15 protein-coding genes are annotated in these 21,087 nt (G+C 65.5%); 8 read left to right on the top strand and 7 right to left on the bottom strand.

Features of this window, described 5'->3' with window-relative positions; genetic code table 11:
* Window positions 1-328: 328 nt before the first annotated feature.
* The 4 genes from BSF38_RS29260 to BSF38_RS29245 are packed head-to-tail and all read left to right on the top strand — an operon-like array spanning window position 329 to window position 11,023.
* On the top strand, window positions 329-6,310 hold the full coding sequence (locus tag BSF38_RS29260) for a GH36-type glycosyl hydrolase domain-containing protein (RefSeq protein ID WP_076351704.1): 5,982 nt from the start codon (window positions 329-331) through the stop codon (window positions 6,308-6,310).
* On the top strand, window positions 6,307-8,421 hold the full coding sequence (locus BSF38_RS29255) for a hypothetical protein (protein ID WP_145952407.1): 2,115 nt from the start codon (window positions 6,307-6,309) through the stop codon (window positions 8,419-8,421). The genes BSF38_RS29260 and BSF38_RS29255 overlap by 4 nt, the downstream gene beginning before the upstream one ends.
* Before the next feature lie 23 nt (window positions 8,422-8,444).
* Window positions 8,445-10,511, top strand: coding sequence for a prolyl oligopeptidase family serine peptidase (locus BSF38_RS29250; RefSeq protein ID WP_338044273.1), 2,067 nt, complete (start codon window positions 8,445-8,447; stop codon window positions 10,509-10,511).
* A gap of 41 nt (window positions 10,512-10,552) precedes the next feature.
* Window positions 10,553-11,023, top strand: coding sequence for a nuclear transport factor 2 family protein (locus tag BSF38_RS29245; protein WP_076351698.1), 471 nt, complete (start codon window positions 10,553-10,555; stop codon window positions 11,021-11,023).
* 81 nt (window positions 11,024-11,104) lie between these two features.
* On the opposite strand, the gene BSF38_RS29240 is transcribed toward BSF38_RS29245, so the two are convergent.
* Window positions 11,105-11,467: a hypothetical protein gene (locus BSF38_RS29240; protein ID WP_145952406.1), complete on the bottom strand. Its 363-nt coding sequence runs from the start codon at window positions 11,465-11,467 to the stop codon at window positions 11,105-11,107.
* Window positions 11,468-11,886: 419 nt separating this feature from the next.
* On the opposite strand from BSF38_RS29240, the gene BSF38_RS29235 reads away from it, so the two are divergent.
* On the top strand, window positions 11,887-12,798 hold the full coding sequence (locus tag BSF38_RS29235; protein ID WP_076351694.1) for a dihydrodipicolinate synthase family protein: 912 nt from the start codon (window positions 11,887-11,889) through the stop codon (window positions 12,796-12,798).
* 13 nt (window positions 12,799-12,811) lie between these two features.
* Here BSF38_RS29235 and BSF38_RS29230 read toward each other — a convergent pair whose 3' ends face one another.
* A complete protein-coding gene (locus tag BSF38_RS29230) occupies window positions 12,812-13,699 on the bottom strand; it encodes an acetamidase/formamidase family protein (protein WP_076351692.1) in 888 nt (295 codons plus the stop codon).
* Window positions 13,700-14,561: 862 nt separating this feature from the next.
* On the opposite strand from BSF38_RS29230, the gene gpmA reads away from it, so the two are divergent.
* Window positions 14,562-15,308 (top strand): 2,3-diphosphoglycerate-dependent phosphoglycerate mutase, encoded by a 747-nt coding sequence (gene gpmA / locus BSF38_RS29225; protein ID WP_076351690.1) that lies wholly within the window; start codon window positions 14,562-14,564, stop codon window positions 15,306-15,308.
* A gap of 22 nt (window positions 15,309-15,330) precedes the next feature.
* Here the strand turns inward: gpmA and BSF38_RS29220 are convergent, their stop codons facing one another.
* Genes BSF38_RS29220 through BSF38_RS29205 form a run of 4 tightly spaced genes read right to left on the bottom strand, consistent with a single transcriptional unit; the run spans window position 15,331 to window position 18,464 of the window.
* Window positions 15,331-15,888 carry a sugar O-acetyltransferase gene (locus BSF38_RS29220; protein ID WP_076351688.1) on the bottom strand — a complete coding sequence of 186 codons (558 nt, stop codon included), beginning with the start codon at window positions 15,886-15,888 and terminating at the stop codon, window positions 15,331-15,333.
* Window positions 15,889-15,904: 16 nt separating this feature from the next.
* Window positions 15,905-16,114: a DUF5989 family protein gene (locus tag BSF38_RS29215; protein WP_076351686.1), complete on the bottom strand. Its 210-nt coding sequence runs from the start codon at window positions 16,112-16,114 to the stop codon at window positions 15,905-15,907.
* 58 nt (window positions 16,115-16,172) lie between these two features.
* The gene (locus tag BSF38_RS29210; protein ID WP_145952405.1) at window positions 16,173-16,589 is read right to left on the bottom strand and encodes an SxtJ family membrane protein; all 417 of its coding nucleotides are present in this window, start codon (window positions 16,587-16,589) and stop codon (window positions 16,173-16,175) included.
* Window positions 16,590-16,607: 18 nt separating this feature from the next.
* Window positions 16,608-18,464 carry a carbamoyltransferase family protein gene (locus BSF38_RS29205; protein WP_076351682.1) on the bottom strand — a complete coding sequence of 619 codons (1,857 nt, stop codon included), beginning with the start codon at window positions 18,462-18,464 and terminating at the stop codon, window positions 16,608-16,610.
* A gap of 362 nt (window positions 18,465-18,826) precedes the next feature.
* Here BSF38_RS29205 and BSF38_RS29200 point away from each other — a divergent pair, with 362 nt between their 5' ends.
* A complete protein-coding gene (locus BSF38_RS29200; RefSeq protein WP_076351680.1) occupies window positions 18,827-19,630 on the top strand; it encodes an exosortase-associated EpsI family protein in 804 nt (267 codons plus the stop codon).
* 209 nt (window positions 19,631-19,839) lie between these two features.
* Here the strand turns inward: BSF38_RS29200 and BSF38_RS29195 are convergent, their stop codons facing one another.
* Window positions 19,840-20,112, bottom strand: coding sequence for a hypothetical protein (locus BSF38_RS29195; RefSeq protein ID WP_076351678.1), 273 nt, complete (start codon window positions 20,110-20,112; stop codon window positions 19,840-19,842).
* A gap of 197 nt (window positions 20,113-20,309) precedes the next feature.
* Here BSF38_RS29195 and BSF38_RS29190 point away from each other — a divergent pair, with 197 nt between their 5' ends.
* Window positions 20,310-20,576, top strand: a complete 267-nt coding sequence (locus tag BSF38_RS29190; protein ID WP_145952404.1) for a hypothetical protein — start codon at window positions 20,310-20,312, stop codon at window positions 20,574-20,576.
* Window positions 20,577-21,087: the final 511 nt, after the last annotated feature.

Below are 21,087 nucleotides of genomic sequence, written 5' to 3'. Positions count from 1 at the left end.
GAAAACGCCGCCATGAGGGCGTCGTGGAACGTCGCGGCTTGTGCCGGGCCGAGGCCCCGCGGTACGCTTCGAAACTCAGAGTCGCATCAAAATCGCCTTGAATGCGGGCCGCCGCGGGTTCGCGCTGGCAGGGAGGCGGGGAATGCTCGTGAATCGCAGGGGGAGGTTACGTTCCGGATTCCACGACGTCGCCAAGTCGCTGACACTGGTTTTAATCATAAACACATGCGTATCCGATTGCTTCGCGGCGGCCGCGAGAACCGGATCGGTATCCCTCACGGAGGCTGGTGAGCAGGGTACGTTCAACGTCGGTCCCGCGGAGGCGGAGTTGGCTCGGAGCTTCGAGCCGGCCGTCGGCGGCGACGTGCTGAGGCTCAAGTATACGATACCGGCGGGTTCAACTGTAGGGCTCTTTGCGAAAGCCTTCCGAGAAAAACCGGAACCGGGCCGTCCGACGCTTGTCAGCCTGGGGATCGGGCCGGACGACCCCGCGCGGGTCGGCCAGGTCGAGGTCTGGGTCGAGATCAAGGGGAAGACCGGCGCCCAGCGGATCGGCCTTGAGATTCCACCTCGTTGGACGACGGTCGAACGACTGCTCGACTGGGGGGCGGTCGGCGAACTCGACGAGGTCGTCTTCGTCGTCCGTCCCCTGGCCGGCGCGACGGCCACCGGGTCATTGCGGATCGACGCCCGCTTCGAGGAGCTTTCGTTCGCGCGCGGGCTGAGCCTCTCCTTCTGGGCGCGGCTGGCGGGCGTCGCGATTGTCGGCCTGTTCGTGGGAGCGGTCGTCGCCCTGGCGGGGGCCGTCGTGGGACGAGCGGGCGGTGGCGAGCAATCCACCGCGCCCCGGGGGCTCGGCGGCGACCTGATTCGCGGCGTGGGATGGGCGTTCATCGCGTTCCTGGTCGTCGCGACGTATCGGCAGGGGGCTCGCGATGCGCTCGAAGCCGGCTGGAGCGTGCTGGGCCTGGCGGTCGCCGGCGCGATCGTCGGCGGCTGGTGGAAACTCGGACTCACGGGAAAACTTCCGACGCCCCGAGAGGCCTTCCAACACGCCCTCGCCGGCGGCCTGCTCGCGGTCTCGTCGAGTTCGATGACTCTCTTGCAAGCGCCGGCGCAGTGGTCGCAGACGCTACTGATCAGCCAGACCGCGGCGGCCGTCGCCTTGCTGATCTACTTCCTCGCCGACGTCTCCCGGCTGTCGTCGACGGGCCGAAGTCTGGGGGCCGCCGGCGCGGTCTTGATCGTCTCCGCCCCCTACGTGCTGGGGGGCCTGACGCTGCTGGAACCCGACGGGCTATTGCGGTCGCTGGGGGGCCTGCTTACAGCCAATACGTGGGCCTCGGCCTTCGTGGCCCGGGTCCTGGTCGTCTTCCTCTTTAATGCGGCCGTGTCCAACCTGCTCTCCTGGGTCGTCCGTGGCGGGCCGTGGCGGTCGTGGCGGGCCCACCTGACGATGCTGGCCGTCGCCGTCGCGGCGGTGGCGGCGCCGTGGATCGCGGGCCTCGGCGCCGGGCCGTCGGTGGCCTCGTGGTCGATTCTCCAGCGTCTCCCCGTCGCCTTGCTCGCGACGATCTTCTCCCAGGCCGGATTATGGGCTGAAGCCTACCTGTTCACGGGGCTGGCGATGGACGCCGTGCGCGGGCTGGCGCCTTCGCGCGAGTCGATCCTGGCGCATCCGTTGCAGGGCCTCAAGAAGGGGATGATCTACAGCGGGACGTTCATGGGGATTCTCTACACCCTGGGCGCTCTTCACGAGAACGCCACAATCCGCCGCGTGGCTCTCGAGCATCCGTTGCTGGCCACGATGATCTTCGGCGGCCTCGCGTTCCCGTTGCTCAAGGCGATCTTCGAATCGTTCGACGGCAGTCCGCCGTTCATCGAGCGGGTCGCGCGAAGCTACCGAAAGCCGACGCTCGTCCTCCGGGGCGCCGTCGCCGGCCTCGGGCTGAGCTGGGGGCTGACGGCCGGCTTGCCGGCGCGCGAGCTGTCGGCGCGCATGGGCTTCGGATTCCTCGTGGGCGCGGCGGCTTATGCGGGAATCGACCTCACGCGCGACGCCTTCGCGACGATCCGCGATCGCGGACGGTTGCAGGCGGTCCGGTATTATGCCGTCCACGCGGTGCTCGGCGGACTCATCGGCGCGGCGATCGGCTTCTATCTCGACTCGGCCCAGCTCGCGGTGGTGGTCGCCAAGTTCCAGCGCTACGTGTCGGCGGGGAGGCCGCCGGAGGCGTTCGGGATTTATCCGCTGGTCAGCAAGTGGGGCTTCCTGAACCTGGGGACCGTGTCGGGCGGCGTCGATCTGCTGTTCGCCGAGGCGCTCGCGGGGGCGATCAGTTGGTCGACGGCCGCCTGGCTGTTCGCCCTTAACCGAACGTTCATGACCGCTTGCTTCGAGAGCCAGTCCGCCCCCGTGCGGCTGATGTTCACCAAAGCCGGAATGATCCAGCTCACGGAGAACATGATTCAGGTGATGCGGTGGGGTTTGTGGATGTCGCCGATCATCAACTCGTTCCTCCGGCCGATGGGGGAGCCGACGTGGTACAACCAGGACGGCGCGGTCCGGACGGTTCTGGCCGTCTTCAAGGACGCGACGTCGACCCCCGATGCATTCCGCGCGTGGAGTCTTCAAGTCTTCATCTATCTGCTGGCTTACGACGCCGTCCGCATCCTGATCTGGATGGACCACATGGGCCTCCGGGTGGCGACGCTCGTGAACCTGAGCTTCCTTGGCGTCGACGCCTTCGAACGTCGCCTGTCGCGGTATCTCGCGCCGGCGGCCACGGCCCGAAGCATCCCTGAAGCCGTCAAGCGGTTCACCACGTGGGGACCGCTCTTGCTACCGTTCTACATCCCGCGCGGCGCCGATTGGGACCACGCCTGGAGCGCGGCCGAAGCCCTGCGCGGTCGGAGCGGGCCGGGCGTCCTGGAATGGGCGCTCGCGCTGCCGGTCGGCGAACAAGCGCTTCTCGCCGTCGCCGCGGCCGCCGCCTGCGCGGCCGTTTGTACGGCGGTCCGCCTGCTCGGCAAGTTCGTCAAGATCCCCGAGCCGGCCGCGCTCGCGCTGCGGAACCAAACTTACGAATTGATGATCCGGAACGACGGCGCGGTCATCGGCCGGATTCCATCCCGCGATCAGGACGTGAGCCGGCGCTCGTACGATCTGATTGATCCCGCCGGTCGGGCGATCTTCGTGATCGTCGATTCGGAAGTGGAAGGTGACGAGCCCTCGCGAGCCTGGCCGTTGATCGGGAACTTGCCCGGAGTCTTCGACGATCCGGCCCCGTGGGTCCGGCGCGGCGATTCTCTGACGCGGCCGAGTTCGCGGGGCGACGTCCGGGCCGTGGTCGAGGTCGCCTTGCCCGCCGCGAATGATCCGGTGGAGTTGTGGACGATCACGCTGGAGAACCTTTCTGACAGGCCGAGAAGCGTCAAGGTCGTCCCCTACCTCGAATGGGTTCTCAATCGTCCCGAGGCCGATCGCGGCCACACGCAGTACAACCGGCTGTTCGCCGAAATCGAGTACGTCGGCGGCCTCCGCGCGGTGCTCGCCTGGGACAAGCACGCGAAGGCGATGGGCCTGCTGGCCGCCGATCTGCAGCCGGAAGGCTTCCTGTCGTCGCGGATCGACTTCATCGGCCGGGCCCGGAGCCTGAGCTCGCCCCGCGTACTCCAAACGCTCGCGTTCACCGAGCCTCGCGACACGGCGGCCCACCCGACGCTCGACCCGATCGGCAGCCTGCTCACGGGCTTGACGCTCCCCGCTCGCGGGTCGTCCAAGGCGCGGTTCTTGATCGGGCTCGCGGACGACAAGAAGGAGGCCGTCGACCTGATCGCGCGACATCTCGAGACCCCCGGCGCGCGGGCGGTCTCGGAACATCGAACCCGCAAGGAAACCCACCGCATCGGCCACGGCGAGATCCCGCCGGGGACGCCTCAACCGTACGCCGAGTTCTCGGACGATGGGACGAAGCTGCTGGTGCGCACGCCCTTGACCCCTCGTCCCTTCGACCACACGATGTCGAACCGACTGGGGCACGTGGTCGTGGTCACGAATCGCGGCTTGCACACGTCGGCGAGCGTTAACGCTCAGCAGAACCGCTTGACGCCCGACTGGTCGGACATCGTCACCCGCGAGGTTCCTTCGGAGGCGATCTACCTGTTCGATGCGGAGACGGGCGCGTGGTTCTCGCCCACGTATCACCCCGTCAACGATCCCGAAGCGCGCCACGAGGCCGAGTTCGGCGTCGACGGAACGGCCGTGTTTCGGATGAATCGGGGGAACCTTGAAACCGAGCTGACGGTCTTCGCGCCGGTCGACAATCCCACGGGCGTTTACCTGCTGACGATCAAGAACCACGGTCGGACGCCTCGGAGGCTTCGCGTCGCGCCGTATTTCCAGATGGTCCTCGCCGGCCAGCCGGAATACGCGGGCCGCTTGAGCATCGACGTCGACGAGCGGCTGAACGCCGTGTTCTTCGAGAACCCGCGCAACACGTTCCGGACGGGGCCGGCGTTCGTCGCGATGTCCGAGAACGCCGAGCGGATCGAGACGGTTCGCGGTCGGTTCATCGGCGCGGGGAGGAACATCGGCCGTCCCCACTTCGTCGAGCACGCCGAGGCCGACGCGCGGGAGCCCCTCGACGATCGACCGGTCGCCGCTTTCGTAACCAGCCTCGAAATCCCCGCGCAGTCCGATCGGACCGTCGTGGTGATTCTGGGACAGGCCGACGACCGCCGCGCGGCGGAAGCCGTCGTGCGCAAGTATCAAGACGTGAAGGACGCCGAAGACGCGCTCGCCGAAACCCGGCGCTGGTGGCTCGGCCTGTCGTCGACGGTCCAGGTCGAGACCGCCGCCCCCGAGTTCGACGGCTACCTCGACTGGCTGAAATACCAGGCGCTCGCGGTGCGGATCTGGGCGCGTCGGGGCTTCTATCAGGCGAGCGGCGCGTACGGCTTCCGCGATCAGCTTCAGGATTCAGTCAACCTGATCTGGGTCGACCCCGCGATCGCGCGCCGGCAGATTTTGCTGCACGCGTCGCAGCAGTTCCTCGAAGGGGACGTCGTCCACTGGTTCCACCGGCTCCAGGACGGCCGCACGGGATTCGTCGGCCGGAGCCACGCATCCGATAACCTGTTGTGGCTGTGCTGGGCCGTCGTCGAGTATCTCGGGACGACGGGCGATGAATCGATCCTGGACGAGCGGACGTACTACCTGGAGTCGGAGCAGCCGTTCGAGCCGTTGCCCGCCGGCAAGCAGGGCATGGGCTTCGACCCGATCCGGTCGACCCGCGACGATACGGTCTATCGACATTGCCTCAGGGCGATCGACCTGGTTCTCGACCGTCGCATGGGCGCGCATCAGCTCCCGCTGATCGGCACCGGCGACTGGAACGACGGCCTCGACGAGATCGGCAGCGAAGGGCGAGGCGAAAGCGTCTGGCTCGGCTTCTTCCTCTCCTACATCCTCGGCCGCATCACGGCCGTGGTCGAGAAAAAGGAGAGAGCCGCCCGGCGCGACTATTACGAAGGGCGGCGGCGGGCGCTCAACGAGGCGATCGAGCGGACGTGGCGCGGCGACCGCTACCTCTGCGCGATCCACGACGACGGAACCGAGATCGGCGTCAAGGGGAGCGGCGTCTGGGAGATCGATGCGTTGACTGCCGCCTGGGCCGTGATGTCGGGCGTGAATCCCGATCGCGGCCGGATCGTCTTCGAGACGGCGCTCAAGATTTTGGAGCGGGAGAACACGATCTTGCTCGGCTGGCCGCCGCTTCGCGAGGACACCAAGCCGTACCTCGGCCGCAGCAGTTGGTATCCTGAAGGAGTGCGCGAGAACGGCATGTACTGCCACGGCGTGCAATGGCTGGTCGGCGCCGCCCGGATTCTGGCCGAGCAGCGCCGGCGTCAGGGCGACGCCGAGCAGGCGAGCGCGTACGTCGAGACCGCATACCGCCTGTGGCGCAAGATCGCGTCCCTCTCGCATGCGACGACGGGCGAGATCGAAGTCTTCGGCGGTCAACCCAACCAGCAGGCGGCCGCCATGGTGACGACGTTCGACCCGGGGCGTATGATCTGGAACGGGTACACCGGCGCAGCGGGCTGGATGCTTCGTCAAGCCCTCGAAGGAGTGCTCGGCCTGCGGCTGTCGTCCGGCGCGATCGTCGACCCGTCCGAGCCCGATGCCCCGGCCGACCTGGGCGCGGTCCAGGTGGTGCGCGACTTGGCCCGAAGTCCGTTTCTCGGCGACCCCGCGGCCGGAGAGGCCCGCGACACGACCCCCTCTGAGGCGAGGACGCGATCATGAGAAACGATCCGAGCTGGATGAGAGCCGCCGGCCGCCGCGCGCGGCTCGTTCTGGGAGGGATTTCGCTCGCCGTGCTCTCGACATTCACCGCAGCCGGAGGGGAACCGTCGCCGGTCGAGGAGGCCGGGTTCCGGTTCCCGACGATCCCCGCCGATCACAAGCACGCCTCGGCCCTCCTGGCCAACGCGATGAACTACCTCGGTCCCGAGAACCGGATCATGGACTCGGAGTCGGGTTATCCGTTCGAAGGCTGGAACCAGGAGCCGGCCCGGGGGATCTACCTCCGCTCGTTCACGCAGTTGACGGCGATCGGGCAGGGGATGGAGATCCTCGCGAACATCGCGGCCGGCGTGTGCGACAACCCGTACCTCTCGCGTGAGGAGGCCCTCACAAGGTTGTCTCATCAGACGAAAAGCCTGCTCCAGGATCAGGTCGACCCGCGGCTGAGCAGCGACGGTCTGCTCGGCAACTTCCTCGACCTCGCCACCGGCAAACGGCTCGGCCCGCTGACGTCCGACGTCGAGAAGGCGAAGGTCGTCGCCACGTTCGGAGCCGAGAAGGGCGATGCGCTCTGGAAGGCACTCGCGGCGAAAGGCTGGATCGTCCCCCGGCACGGCGACGACGGCGAGGCCGCCGTGCAACGGTCGACCAAGTTCGGCTGGGACCACTTCGACGGCGAGCTGACTCCGTACCGAGACAACGACTCGAAGCAGAAGATCATGGACCTCCTCGACCAGCGGGTCGTGATGGTGGTCTTCGTCGACAACGCCAACCTCTCGTCGTCCGTCGCCCGGTCGATCGGCGCGTTGCTTCGGCCGGCGGTCAAGGACAACCCCGAAGCGGTCGAGCTGCGGCGGAAGCTGGAGTGCTTCCTCGACGCCCAGCGCGACGGCTACGCCAAGCTGTACGACCCAGCCGCCGGCCAGTTCTACTTCGGCCGCGACGCCACCAAGGGCCGCCTCTTCGGCTGGACCGACCTTCAAGGCAAGTGGGTGACGGGGCACGTCGACTACCTCGTCAACGAGTTTCGCGGCCCGGCCACATTCGTCGCCCTCCGATTCGGCCTGCCGATCGACGCCGTCAAGAACCTGGGGTTCAAGATCAAGCCGTACAAGACGAGCGACGGCCGCGTGCTGCACGTCCTGGCCCCGTGGGAAGGTTCGGCCTTCCAGGCCCTGGGCTTCGAACTCGCGCTGACCGAGATGAGCCGCCCGAGCTGGCGGAAGCTGCTGGAAGACTTCGTCGACGTCGAGATCGACTACTCGACACGCTACAAGTTGCCCGGCTTTCTATCCGAGTCATACAGCGGCCAGGGCGATCAGTACACGGGGAGCATCGGCGTCCCCGACGTCACCGTCTCGCCCAACCCCCGGATCACCGACGCCCCCTCGCTCTACACCCTAGGCGCGGCCTACTCAGTCGCGCCCACCAAGGTTGAAGACTTTCTCGCGGCGAACTGGCCGGCGATCTCCCGCCTGCTCACCGACCACGGTCCCTGGGAAGGCTTCAACACGACCCGGCAAGAAGTCATCTTGTTCCAGACGTCGGCCCATACGTTTTCGCTGATCCTCGGCCTGCTCGGGACCGCGTCGGATCACATGAAGACGTATCTAGATTCCAAAGCTATTGGCGCGCAGCTCGAAGCCGTCTTCCAGCCTGGTTTCGAGGTCGACATGTTCTCCGACCGCGCGACGGTCTTCGCCTGGGACGACAAGCCGAACCCGGTCCAGACCCGGCGCGACGAGTCGGGCTTCCACGTCGCCAGCCCGAGCATGGCGAACCTGGGAATCGCATTCGTCGCGACCGAGCCTAAGGGGGTGAACCTGTCGGGAGGAACTCTCGCCCTTCGCTACCGCGGCGGGGCGAAGTCGATCCCCGTGGTCGTCGCGCTCAAGCCCATGCCGAGCGAGCCGCCCCGCGCGGGCCTGATCCCCACCGAGATTTACACGACCCTTGCCGCGAGCGAAGGCGACGGCGAAGTCCAGATCGTCCTGCCGGCGACGCCCGGGCTGTCGCAGATCAAGGAGGTCGTCGTCACGTTCGGTCCGGAGTCGAAAGGCAAACCGCTCGACCTCACCATCACCGGCCTGAAGATCACGCCTCGTTCCTAGTTCGATCAAGAAGGACCCACCCCTTGACGTCACTCCGCCTGATTTCCCCCATGATCCTGCTTGCCGTGGTTTCCCTCGTCCGGGCCGACGGCGTCGCCGACAACGCGGCCGACAAGGTCCGGCCGATCCCTCCCAAGGGGATCGCGCTCGCCGACGCCGACCGTAACGCCCTCCAGGCTGAACTCGACAAACTGGGACACGCCATCGACGAGGTGCGGTCCGCCCAAAAGAACGAGCCTCGGATTCTTGCGCTACTGCCCGACGTCCAGATTTTTCACTCGGCCGTCGCCTCGGCCCTGGCCCACGGCGAGTTCTTCGACGCCAAGGACGTCGCCAAGGCGAAAGCCCTCCTCAAGCGGGGCATGGACCGAGCGGACGCCCTTCTCCCAAGTCAGGGGTTGCACACTGGTCCAACTCCAGGCATGTGGCAAGCAGGTCACGGCCCGGTGGCTCTCGGCTACATATCGAAGATTGACGGCTCGGTGCAGCCCTACGGGTTGGTCATACCGTGGTCGCATTCGTCGGGGGCAAACCGCCACCGGCTCGACGTCTGGTGTCACGGCCGGGGCGAGACGCTCAGCGAGGTCAACTTCTTGATGGACCGAGAGACGGCGCCGGGCGAGTTCACGCCCGACGGAGCCTTCGTGCTCCATCCCTACGGCCGCTATTGCAACGCCAACAAGTTCGCCGGCGAGATCGATCTCTTCGAGGCGCTCGACGATGTGCGGAAACGCTTTTCGATCGATGAAAACCGCCTGGTGATGCGCGGGTTTTCGATGGGAGGCGCAGCGTGCTGGCAGTTCGCCGTCCACTACCCGAGCGTCTGGGCCGCCGCGGCCCCCGGCGCGGGGTTCTCGGAAACGCCCGACTTCCTGAAGGTCTTCCAGAACGAGACGCTTCAGCCGTCGTGGTATGAGAAGTCGCTCTGGCGGATGTACGACTGCACCGGCTACGCCGCCAACCTGTTCAACTGCCCGACCGTCGCCTACAGCGGCGAGAAGGACAGTCAAAAGCAGGCCGCCGACCTGATGGCCAAGGCGCTCGCCGACGAGGGGATCGACATGGTCCATGTGATCGGAGCCGGCGCGGGCCATCACTACACGCGTGACGCCAAAATCGAGATCAACCGCCGCATCGACTCGATCGTCGACGCCGGCCGCGACCCCGTTCCCGCCCGCGTGGTCTTCACCACCTTCACTCTCCGTTACAACCGCTCGTTCTGGGTCCAGGTCGACGGCCTCGCCAAGCACTGGGAACGCGCCCGCGTCGAGGCCGACTTGCTCGGCAACCAGGGCGCTGGGCCCAAGATCGAGACGTCGAACGTCACCGGCCTGACGCTCGAGATCCCCGCCGGCCTCTGCCCGCTCGACGTCCGCAAGCATCCCAAGGTCGAAATCGACGGCCAGCAAATCGAGGCGCCCAGGCCGCTCTCCGACCGCTCGTGGACGGCCCGATTCCAGAAAGTCGACGGCACATGGCGCGCTGCGGCCGACGACGGCCGGCTCGTGAAGCGCCACGGCCTGCAAGGGCCGATCGACGACGCGTTCATGGACAGCTTCTTGATGGTCCGGCCGACCGGTCCGGCGCTCAACGCGAAGATCGGCGACTGGGCCGCCACCGAGATGGGCCACGCCGTCGACCACTGGCGGCGTCAGTTCCGTGGCGACGCCCGCGTCAAGGACGACAAGGACGTGACCGACGCCGACGTCGCCGATCACAACCTCATCCTCTGGGGCGACCCGAGCAGCAACGCCTACCTCGCCAAGATCGCCGACAAGCTGCCGGTCCAGTGGACTAAGGACGGCGTGAAGCTCGGCGCCGAGACCCACGACGCCGGCCGTCACGTCCCCGTCCTGATCTATCCGAACCCCCTGAATCCTAAGCGTTACGTCGTCCTCAACAGCGGCTTCACGTTCCGCGAGTACGACTACCTCAACAACGCTCGGCAGGTCCCCAAGCTGCCGGACTTCGCGATCGTCGACGTCGATTCGCCGCCGACCTCGCGCGCGCCCGGCCGGATCGTCCAGGCGGGGTTCTTCGACGAGGAGTGGAAGCCTCGGACTGATGAATCGCACGTCGACGCCCGTTGAAACCTTAAACCCTGATCACGCGGACCCCGGGAGCCCTCGTCATGGTCTTTCAAAAATTCATCGACGGGATCGATACAGCCTTCCGCGATGGCGACGCCGGGGTGGACGGCAAGTTCGCCGAGGCGCGCAACGTGGGCATCCTCCGCGATCAGTACCAGGCGCTTTCGCGCGGCGACCTCGACGCGGCGGTCGAGCTGTTCCATGAGGACGTCGAGCTGGAAATCACCGGCCCCCCCGCCGTGCCGTTCCTCGGCCGGTGGCGGGGCCGGCTCGACGTGAAGGACGCCATCCAGCGCAACTTCGGAATGCTCGACGCCCAGACGCCGGAAGTCCATTCGGTCGTCGCCCAGGGCGACCTCGTGGTCGTCGTCGCCCACGAGCAGGGCCGCATCCGGGCGACGGGGACCCCGTATTCGATCCACTGGGTGCAGATCTTCACCTTCCGCGACGGCAAGCTCGTCCGGATGCGCGAGATCGTCGACGGCTACGCGGTCGAGAGCTCCATCGTATGATGTGCCGGCTCTTTACTGGTTTGACGCCGCAGCCGAGCATCCCGGCGCGGTGGAATTCATCGGCCTTCTCCGCCAGTCGGATCACCGTCCCTGTTCGCCGTCCGAGGGATCGATCGCGATCGCCTGCCTCGCAAGCTGTTCCCCCTTCTCAAGGTCGCCCCGGTCCAGGTGAAACTTCGCCAGCCAGATCAACGGCCGTTCTTCAAAACGATCGCGAGGGAGCACTCCTGCGGCAAGCGGAACGAACCCGTCGCCGGTCAGTTCGAGGGGCAGCCGCCAGCCGGGATCGAAGTCCGGCCATTTCTGGACCATCGCGACGGCGGCCCAGCGCGCATCGTCCTTTCGCCCGACCGCCAGGAGCGATCGCGCGGCGGTCAACGGCGCCGGATAGGAGGGGCTGAGGCCCCGCCGCTCGCCGGGGCGCCAACGCTCACAACCTATCAAGCAACCGACCCGACCTGCAAGTCTGCACCGTCATGGCTTCCCCAGGCCGCCGCCGTCCAGGTGCGAGCCCTCCGTATTATTGTTTTCAACATGTCAGGACTCATGACAATCGAGCATATTAAGCCGAGGCAACGTCGCCATCCGACGTGCGTCCGATAATGGAGATTATGTTCGCGAGAGTCCAAGTAGGCCGGTTGTGTCGATTACAGGGAGGGCGATGGGCGTAGTGGAACCGTCCGTTGGCAGATCGGCCGTCGCATCCCGATCGAAGTCTTTGGCTGTCCGCCGAGTTCGGACGCGGGTTCCATGCCGTTAATATCGTTGGATTTCAATCCGCTTGACGACGAGGATCCACGGCGGCAAGCTTGAAATCAACAAAGACGAGAACCGACTGAATCCTGCCGCCGGAGGCTGGCCCCGTGACCTTCGACCTTTCACGACTCGACACCGTTCAGCTCGTCCCCTTGACTCCGTTTTCGAGCGACGGCTCCAAGGTCCTCCCCGACGTCCTCGGCTCCTTCACGCGTTGGCTCTACGACGCGGGCGTTCGCGTCTTCTTGCCGGGGGCGGCAACAAGCGAGTTTCATTCCCTGAGCGCTGAGGAAGTGCTCTCGTGCGTTTCGGCGACACGCTCCGCCCTGCCGGACGATGCGGTCGTCATCGCCCCGATCGGGATGAGCGTTTCGCACGCCGTCTCAATAGGAAATGGGGCGATTGACGCGGGCGCCGACGCTCTCCTCGTCATGCCTCCCGTGCACCCTTACCTCTGCGACGTCGGAATGGGTGATTACTTCCGGGCTTTGACCGACGCCCTCCCCCTGCCGTTCCTCGCCTACAAAAAGGGACCTTTCCCGAGCGATGAGCTGCTCGGCGAACTGTCGCGGGCGGGGAGGCTGGTCGGCGTGAAATACGCCGTCAACGAGATGGATGCTGTCACGCGGTTCATCGAATCGCACCGCGGGAAGCTCGGCGTCTATTGTGGAACCGCCGAGCGGTTCGCGCCCTTTTTTCATCTGGCAGGGGCGACCGGATACACCTCCGGCGCGGGCAACATCTGCCCGCGACTGACCCTCGCCATGCACCGCGCCCTCGCCGGCGGCGACTACGCCAAGGCCATGCAGTTCCTGCGAACGATCCGACCGATCGAGGATTATCGGGCCCGGGCCGGAGACTCGTACAACGTCAGCATGCTCAAGACCGCCATGCAGCTCCGCGGACGCGACTTCGGTCCACCGCGCCCGCCGCAACGACGGCTCACGCCCCTCGAAGAGACCGAGGTCCGAACGCTCCTTGAGCCGATCCTCGCGGCCGAAGCGGAGCTGGGCGGATGACGGCCGGCGCGAATTATTTCCCCGCCAGATACCGCTTTTCGACCTTCGCCGCCACCGTGCCCAGGCCGTAGTAACCGACGGAGATGCGGCCGACGTGGGTCAGCAGGTCGTAAGCCCGCCAGCGGTCCCACCCGTAGCTGCTCTCCATCCATAGGATGAGCTGGGCGTACGCCTGGGCGATCGACCGCTCCATCGGGGGACCGCTGACGACGGCCATGATCTCTTCGGGCGACTCGATCCGGGGCCAGGCCAGGCGCGATTGCTTCAACAGGTCCACGGTGAGCGTCGTCTCCCCAGCCATCTCCAGCCCGGTCGCCGAAAGCTCTCCGTGGCCCATCGCCGCGTGGAGATCGCCGAGGTAGAGCAACCCGTCCGTGACGAAAACCGGCAGGTAAACCGTGTTTCCCGGCGCGGTCTCGAGGATGTCGAGGTTCCCCCCGTGAGGCCCCGCCGGAAGAGTCGTGGGGCAGCCCCAATCGGGCGCGGTTCCGATGCAGCCGATCATCGGAGCATAAGGAATCGTGACCGTGTCGCTCCAGTAGATCAGGCCGTCGCGGATCGGGCAGACGTGCGCACCGTGCGGACAGTCGGTTCCCAGCCACTCGCAGAGCTGCTTCGGTTCCGCGGTGCGCGTGGCCGCCTGTCCGCCCGTCGGCCGGATCTCGTGAATGGTCACCGCGAGCGAATCGCCGGGCTCGGCCCCCTCGACGGCGATCGGGCCGGTGAGCGGGTTGCTGTAGGGCATCGCGACCTTGTCGCGGCGGTCGTCGTTCGTGCGGATCTGCCCCGAGAGCGCGTCTTCGGTCGCGACCACGATCGTCTCGCCCGGACGGATTCGCAACCGCGGCGAGTAGTGACGGCTGAACTCGTAGTAAAGCGGACCGATCGCGAGTCTCTGCATGATCCACCTGGTTGCGCAACGTGACCCATCGTTCATGGTCTCCGCCGAGAAGGGCGAACGACCCTGGCGAGCGTAACGTCGCGGAGGCGGGGGAGCGAGATCTTCCTTAGCCTGAAACTTCGACGTCCGGCAAACCCAAGACGTTCGCTCGGAAGCCGGGGGCAGGATGTTTGGAGACAGAATGTCGCTGACGCCCCCGTAGGTCGCCGTCCAAGGATCATGCCCAAGACTAATAACCTAACATTGTTCGCATGATGACTCTCTCACACAAAGATCGTCGGCGGGTTCTGGGATTCTTCGGCGAGGACGGCGGAATCCCGTTCGAAAACGGGCGGCGTGATCCATACTTATGATGGACGATTCTCTGTGGCGGATCTTTGACAACTCGACTGACGGACTTTGAAAGGCGCGGAACTCACGACTTGAGCCGGCGGGACAAGCGAGCATCGGGTCGGCGAACGTGGTGAAAAGTGGGCGAGCGAACCCAATCCGCTGGACGACTCCTCCGGCCGGGAATGGCGGCGGAACGAACTCGGCGGGAGGAAAACAAGGTGTTTTCGGCGCGGACGAAGCCAACTCTCGAAACCACGCCTAACACCTTGTCACATAGCGAATTAGGATACGCGTCCAGCATTCTCCGCGGGCGCGAACGAACCCAATCGCGGCTGGCGGATCGGTAGGCGAACAGGGGGCGAAGGCGGATGGTTTGCGGCGCGAACGAAGCCAATCGCGGGGGACGGAGTTTGAGCTGTTCCGGGTCGGCTCGGGGGTTGCGGACGGCCGTCGTTGACCCGAATCGGGACGGTGGGGAGAATACGAGGATGCGGTTCGAGCCGCGCCGTATCCATTCCTAGGAGAAGTGATGACCAAGTTAGTTTTGCTGCGTCACGGCGAAAGCATCTGGAACAAAGAAAATCTGTTCACCGGCTGGTATGACGTTGATCTGTCGGAACAAGGCAAGGTCGAGGCCAAGCGGGCCGGCGAACTGCTCAAGGCCGAGGGGTTCACCTTCGACGTCGCGTACACCTCGGTCCTCAAGCGGGCGATCCGGACCGCCTGGCTGGCCCTCGACGAGCTGGACCTTCTCTGGATTCCCGTCGACCGCTCGTGGCGGCTCAACGAGCGGCACTACGGGGCGCTCCAGGGGCTGAACAAAGCCCAGACCGCGGCCAAGTACGGCGATGAACAGGTCTTGGTCTGGCGGCGGAGCTACGACGTCCCCCCTCCCCCGCTTGACGAGTCCGACCCCCGCTACCCCGGCGCCGATCCCCGCTACGCGGCCCTGAGCAAGGACGAACTGCCCAAGACCGAGTGCCTCAAGGACACCGTCGCGCGGTTCCTTCCTTACTGGGAGCAGACCATCGCGCCGGCCGTGAAGGCGGGCAAGAAGGTGCTGATCGCGGCTCACGGTAACAGCCTGCGCGCCCTGGTGAAGTACCTCGACGGCATCTCCGACGACGACATCGTCGGGCTGAACATCCCCACCGGCGTCCCGCTGGTCTACGAGCTGGATTCCAACCTCAAGCCGATCAAGCACTACTACCTCGGCGACCCCGAGGAAGCCGCCCGCAAGGCTGCGGCCGTCGCGGCCCAGGCCAAGGGTCAGTAGTCGCCGTTCGCGGAACGGTCCGTCACTCGGTGATCTCGCGGATCACGCGACACGGGTTGCCGGCGGCGAACACGCCCTCGGGGACGTCTCGCGTGACCACGCTGCCAGCGCCGATGACGGACCGCGACCCGATCTTCACCCCCGGACAGATGACCGCCGCGCCGCCGACCCAGACGTCGGAGCCGATCTCGATCGGCCGGGCGTACTCGTGCTTCCGGCGCTCGGCGGCGTTCATCGGATGCATGGCCGTGTAAATCTGCACCGACGGACCGAACAGCGTGAAGTCGCCGATCCGCACATGGGCCACGTCGAGGACCACGCAGTTGAAGTTGAAGAAGACCCGCTCGCCAAGCAGGATGTTCGAGCCGTAATCGCAGTAGAACGGCGGCTGCATCCAGACGCTTTCGCCCCCCGCGCCGAACAGCTCGCGGAGAATCCGCCGCCGCTCCTCGACGTCGGCCTCGCGGGTGGCGTTGAGCGTCTGGCACAGGTCGCGCGCCCGGTCGCGAGCCTGGACCAGCTCGACGTCGAACGGGTCGTACATCGCGCCGGCCAGCATCTTCTCGCGTTCGCTCGGCATCGGCTTTCGCCCTCGATCAAAACAGCGTGTAGATGAATGGCGCGGCGGCCGTGCTCGACAGGAAGATCAGGACGCCCAGCAAGAGCATCACGATCACGATGGGGAGCAGCCACCATTTCTTGTTCTGCTTGAGGAAAGCCCAGAACTCGGCGATCAGGCTTTCGCCCTCTTGCTCGGCGGCGGCTTTCTCGAACTCGGTGCGATTCGGCGAGGGGGTGTCGCTCATGGCTGGTCGCTCGATGAGGGTCGAAGTCGAGGAAGATCCGATGACGCTCGTCTTCCGATCAGAACTGCTTGAAGTAGCGCCGGGGGTCGGTCGGGGTCGGCTTGGGCACCCAGTAGGATTCGATCCCGGGCCGACGCGTCCGCTGGAGTGCGTCGCGGCCGATCAGCCGGAAGACCAGGCCGATCGGCGTGAACAGGCCGTAATACATGATCGCGAGCATCACCAGCGAGACCGTCCAGCCGATCGGGAACGCGAGCACCATCCAGGCGACGTAGATCGGCCGCAGGAAGTCAGGACGAAGGAGGCCCAGCAGACCGCCCACGACCGCAACGGCGCCCAGCCCCGCTCCCAGGTTGGAATGACCGCGCCCCAGGGCTTCCCAGAGCCCGAGACCGCCAAAGAAGATGAGCCAGAGCCCGGCGAACTGCCGCAGGGTCTTGGCCGTCGGGGCGAACTGGATGTCGGACCATTGCATGAAGTCGAACCTCAACCGTCAATCGAGCTGGAACTGCGACAGATAGCGTTCCCGGACGACTTCCCCAGCCTTCCGCGCGGCCTCGTCCTTGACGATCACGAAGTCCTCAAGAACCAAGACGTCCATATCGGTGGCCAGGAAGCAGCGGTAGGCGTCGTCCGGGGTGCAAACGATCGGCTCGCCCCGGACGTTGAAACTCGTGTTCACCAGGACGGGACAGCCGGTCAGCCGGTCGAAAGCCTCGATCAACCGGTGGAACCGCGGGTTGCGCTCCGCGTCGACGGTTTGCAGCCGGGCGCTGTAGTCGACGTGAGTCACCGCGGGGATTTCCGATCGTACAATGTTCACGCGTCTGCGAAGGTCGGGGTCTTCTTGCATGGTGCTCAACGACTCGGCGTCGATGGGCGTCCGCCGATCCTCGCGGACCGGGGCCACCAGCAGCATGTAGGGGCTCTCGTGATCGGGATCGAACTCGAACCAGTCGGCCACCCGTTCCTGCAAGACGGCCGGGGCGAACGGTCGGAAGCTCTCGCGAAACTTGATTTTGAGATTCATAGTCGCCTGCATGGCCGACGACCGGGGATCGCCGAGGATGCTCCGGCCGCCCAACGACCGGGGGCCGAACTCCATCCGGCCCTGGAACCAACCGATGATCTTGCCGTCGGCCAGGAGGCCCGCGACGTGCTCGGCCAGCTCGGATTCCGACTCGCAACGCCGGGCCTCGACTCCCTTGCCCGCCAGGAACCGGGCGATCTCGTCGCCGCCGTAACTCGGCCCGAGGAAGCTCCCCCGCTGGGCGTCGCGGCCGTCGGGGTTTCGAGGCTTTTCGAGGAGCTGGTGCCACACGAAGAGGGCCGCGCCCAGCGCCCCGCCGGCGTCGCCGGCCGCGGGCTGAATCCAGAGGTCGTCAAAACCACCCTCGCGGAGCAGCCGGCCGTTGGCCACGCAGTTGAGGGCCACGCCGCCGGCCAGAACGAGGTTCTTCGCGTCGGTCCGCCGTTGCACCTCGCGGCCGATCCGGAGCACGGCCTCTTCCGTCACCCACTGGATGCTGGCCGCCAAGTCCATGTGCCGCGGCTCGAGCGCCGATTCGGGAGATCGCGGGGGACCGCCGAACAGGTCGTGAAAACGACTGTTGGTCATGGTCAGCCCCTGGCAGTACTGGAAGTACCGCATGTCGAGCCAGAAGCTGCCGTCGGGCCGGAGATCGATCAACCGCTCAAGAATCAGGTCCTTGTAGATCGGCCGGCCGTACGGGGCCAGCCCCATCAGCTTATACTCGCCGCTGTTGACCTTGAAGCCGCAATAGTAGGTGAAGGCCGAGTACAGCAGCCCGAGCGAGTGCGGGAACGCGATGTGATCGATCAATCGGATCCGCGCGCCTTCGCCGATTCCGAACGTCGCCGTGCTCCATTCGCCGACGCCGTCGAGCGTCAGAATCGCCGCCCGGTCGAACGGACTGGGGAAGAAGGCGCTGGCCGCGTGGCTCTCGTGGTGGTCGGTGAACACCAGCCGGGCCCGGCTCGCGGGGCCCAGAGCGCGGCGGATCGTCCGCCGCATGTGCAGCTTGTCCTTGAGCCACAGGGGGATCGCCAGTCGAAAGCTCTTGAAACCCACAGGGGCGTAGGCCAGGTAGGTTTCGAGCAGACGTTCGAACTTCGTCAGCGGCTTGTCGTAGAAAGCGACGTAATCGACGTCGGCCGGCGAGAGATTCGCTTCGCGCAGACAGTAGGCGACCGCCTCGGCGGGAAACGCCGCGTCGTGCTTGACGCGGGTGAACCGTTCTTCCTGCGCGGCGGCCGTGATCCGGCCGTCGACCACCAAGGCGGCCGCGCTGTCATGGTAGAACGCGGAAAGTCCCAGGATCGCAGTCATGCCTGTTCCTGCATTCGAATCGCCCCGCCGACGGACTCGCCGCGACGCGACTCGGCTTCTCGCGCGGCAAGGGGTAGATTACCACGACGGTCCCATTCCGGCCAGTTTTCCGTTGCTCGTCCAACGTCCGTGAGGCCGTCGCACCGGCTCGGACCAGGGAAAACAGTCGATGAAATCGCTCTCAGGCTGGTACACTTTGAGCGTCCATAACCTAGAAAGATCTTGTATGCGCGTGTTGTGAAAATTTGTCGACGCCCCTTGCGAGGCAGGATCTGTGTATGACATAGTCCATGAGGGGGTGCCCCGCGCGCTCGCAGCCGACTCCAGAACATAAAGCAACTTAACGAAACGAGCTTGCGATTATGGATCATGCCCTGATCGATCAACCAGCCCCCCCGCTAACTCAGTCCCAAACACCGGGCGAGCTTTCGAAGTTCCTGAGCGCGGCCAAGGCCAATCATCGATGGATCGTGATGGTCTGCGTGTTGCTCGGCCTCTCCGGCGCGGTTCGCTACTGGCGCGAATTGCAATTCCTCAGCATCGGGAGCCAGAGCAAGAATTCGCCGTTCCCGCTGAAGGACATCCCCAACCTATTGGGGACCTGGCGCGCGCTGGAAGGCGCCGAGACGGTCCTGGACCCCGAGATCGCGAAGCTCGCCGGGTCGACCGACCACGTGCTCAGGACGTACGCCGACGACCAGAGCGGCGAGCGGGTCACCGTGCTCGTGCTCTACGGACCGGCGGACGCCGTCTGGGGGCACACACCCGATATTTGCTACCCGGCGTCGGGCTTCAAGACCGTGATCCCGTCACGCGAGGTCCAGATCCCCCTCGAAGGCGCATCGCGTTCGGTGGCTTTCCGCGAAGCTCTCTACGGCAAGTCGCTAGGTGGAGCGACCATGTTGCAAGAGGTCTACTATTCCTTCCGCAACGCGGGCCAATGGCGATCCGAGATGGGAAGCCAGTGGAAACAATTCCGTTACTTCCCGGGGATGTTCAAGATCCAGATCGAACGGCGCGTCAAAACCGCCCAGCTCGGCGACAGCCCGGCGCAAAGCCTGCTGGCCAGCTTGGTCGAAGAGATTGAGAAGCGATCCGCGCCAGACTCCGCCGCCTCGCCCGCGGTCGTGGCGACGACCGCCGCCGCGGGCCCGGCTGGGAAGTGAAAGCCTTCCCCTCTCCTTCGATGACGGACGACTCGCAAGGCTGCCCCGCGGTATTCACGCCCCGCTATTGCCCCCAAAAATATTGACGCCAAAAGATTTAGGGAGGGTGGGCATCGCCCCCCCTCCCACTCGTTTAAGCGCGGGCGAACGGAAACCGCCTGGATCGAGGACTGCGCGCGACCCGGGTTGAAAACCGGGGCGGTCGTCGCTCACGACCGGAAGGCGTCTTCCTCCCCCTCGACACCGCGCGAGCGCCCCCCCCAACGCAGCACCTTGGCCGCCAGGACGACCAGTCCGACGGCCGCGATTCCAACTCCCCCGATCATGAAGAGCAAGACAAGGACGGGGAGGAGGTAGATCGCCAGGCTGATCTGGACGATGCGGGCACCCCAATCCGTTGCGCGTGAAGGGGATGCGCCGGCGGACGGCTCGGAGACGGAGTGGGAGGTTCGCGACGTGGTCGCCGGAAATAGTACTATCATGGCCGCCGGCCCTTTCTTTCGTGATTCCGTCGAAGGAACAGAGCGTCCTTCCACGCGAGTCAGCCCGCACCTGAGCGATCGGTCGATCCCAACGCCTTGGCCCATGATCCATTCCCAAGGGCTCGACGTTTCCAGCCGATTCCCAGTCACAGACTTGGCTCGCCGCCCGTCATTTTCTGTCGGCGAGGCTCGTCGCCGTGTTGATCCAAACTCCGTCTTTCTCGATGCGGTCGCTTGAAAACGCGCGCGCCTTCACGCTGAAGCCGGCGCATCCTGCTTCATTCATCGATAAGACGGGTCTTGGTCAAACCACCGAGCACGAGATGGGCACGATCGGACGACCCGATCAGCCTTTCATCGAAAGTGTAGCTCAGGAATCACGCCAAGGAGAACTGTTTCTCGAACTCACCATCAACCCTCGAAATCCGAGTAACCGCGAAGCCCGCGGCGGAATCGACACCTAAACTTAAGAAGGGAAGCGCGTCGGTCACCGCATCCTCTTATTATAGGGGAAGGATCAGCCGAGTTCTGCATCACCCAGTCGAAATGCGTTATCCAAACAGGATGGAATCTCTTAAGATTTTCGGAATCCTGGGACCGTCGAACGCCGGGGCCATGGCCAAGCGATTTCGGGGCGTTCCGCCTTCATGCCAGACGAAACGAATCAAACACCCACTCCCGCACCCCGCAAGACATGATGAGATCTGTTGACGACGTAGGCTCGCGACGTGGATTTAATTTGACGAGATTGAATGGGATTGATTACAGTCTGACGGAGACGGTTTTCAAGGCGAAGCTGAGCCCGCTGACCATGGGCGACTCAGATCGAGCCGGGTGCTGAAATGCGCCGTCGGAGATGGCATATCCCAGGTTCGGCTCGGCGATCGACTGAATGTTCCTCCCACGACGAGCAACCGCGACAGCGGCGAAATTTTCTAACTTCGATGACTCCTCCCTGAGCGATCATCGGGGCGG

Origin of the sequence: Paludisphaera borealis (assembly GCF_001956985.1) — a bacterium.
In the GTDB taxonomy this organism is placed as follows: Bacteria; Planctomycetota; Planctomycetia; order Isosphaerales; family Isosphaeraceae; genus Paludisphaera; species Paludisphaera borealis.
The sequence above is the reverse complement of the archived record's forward strand: the minus strand, read 5'-3'. Positions and strand labels throughout refer to the sequence as shown.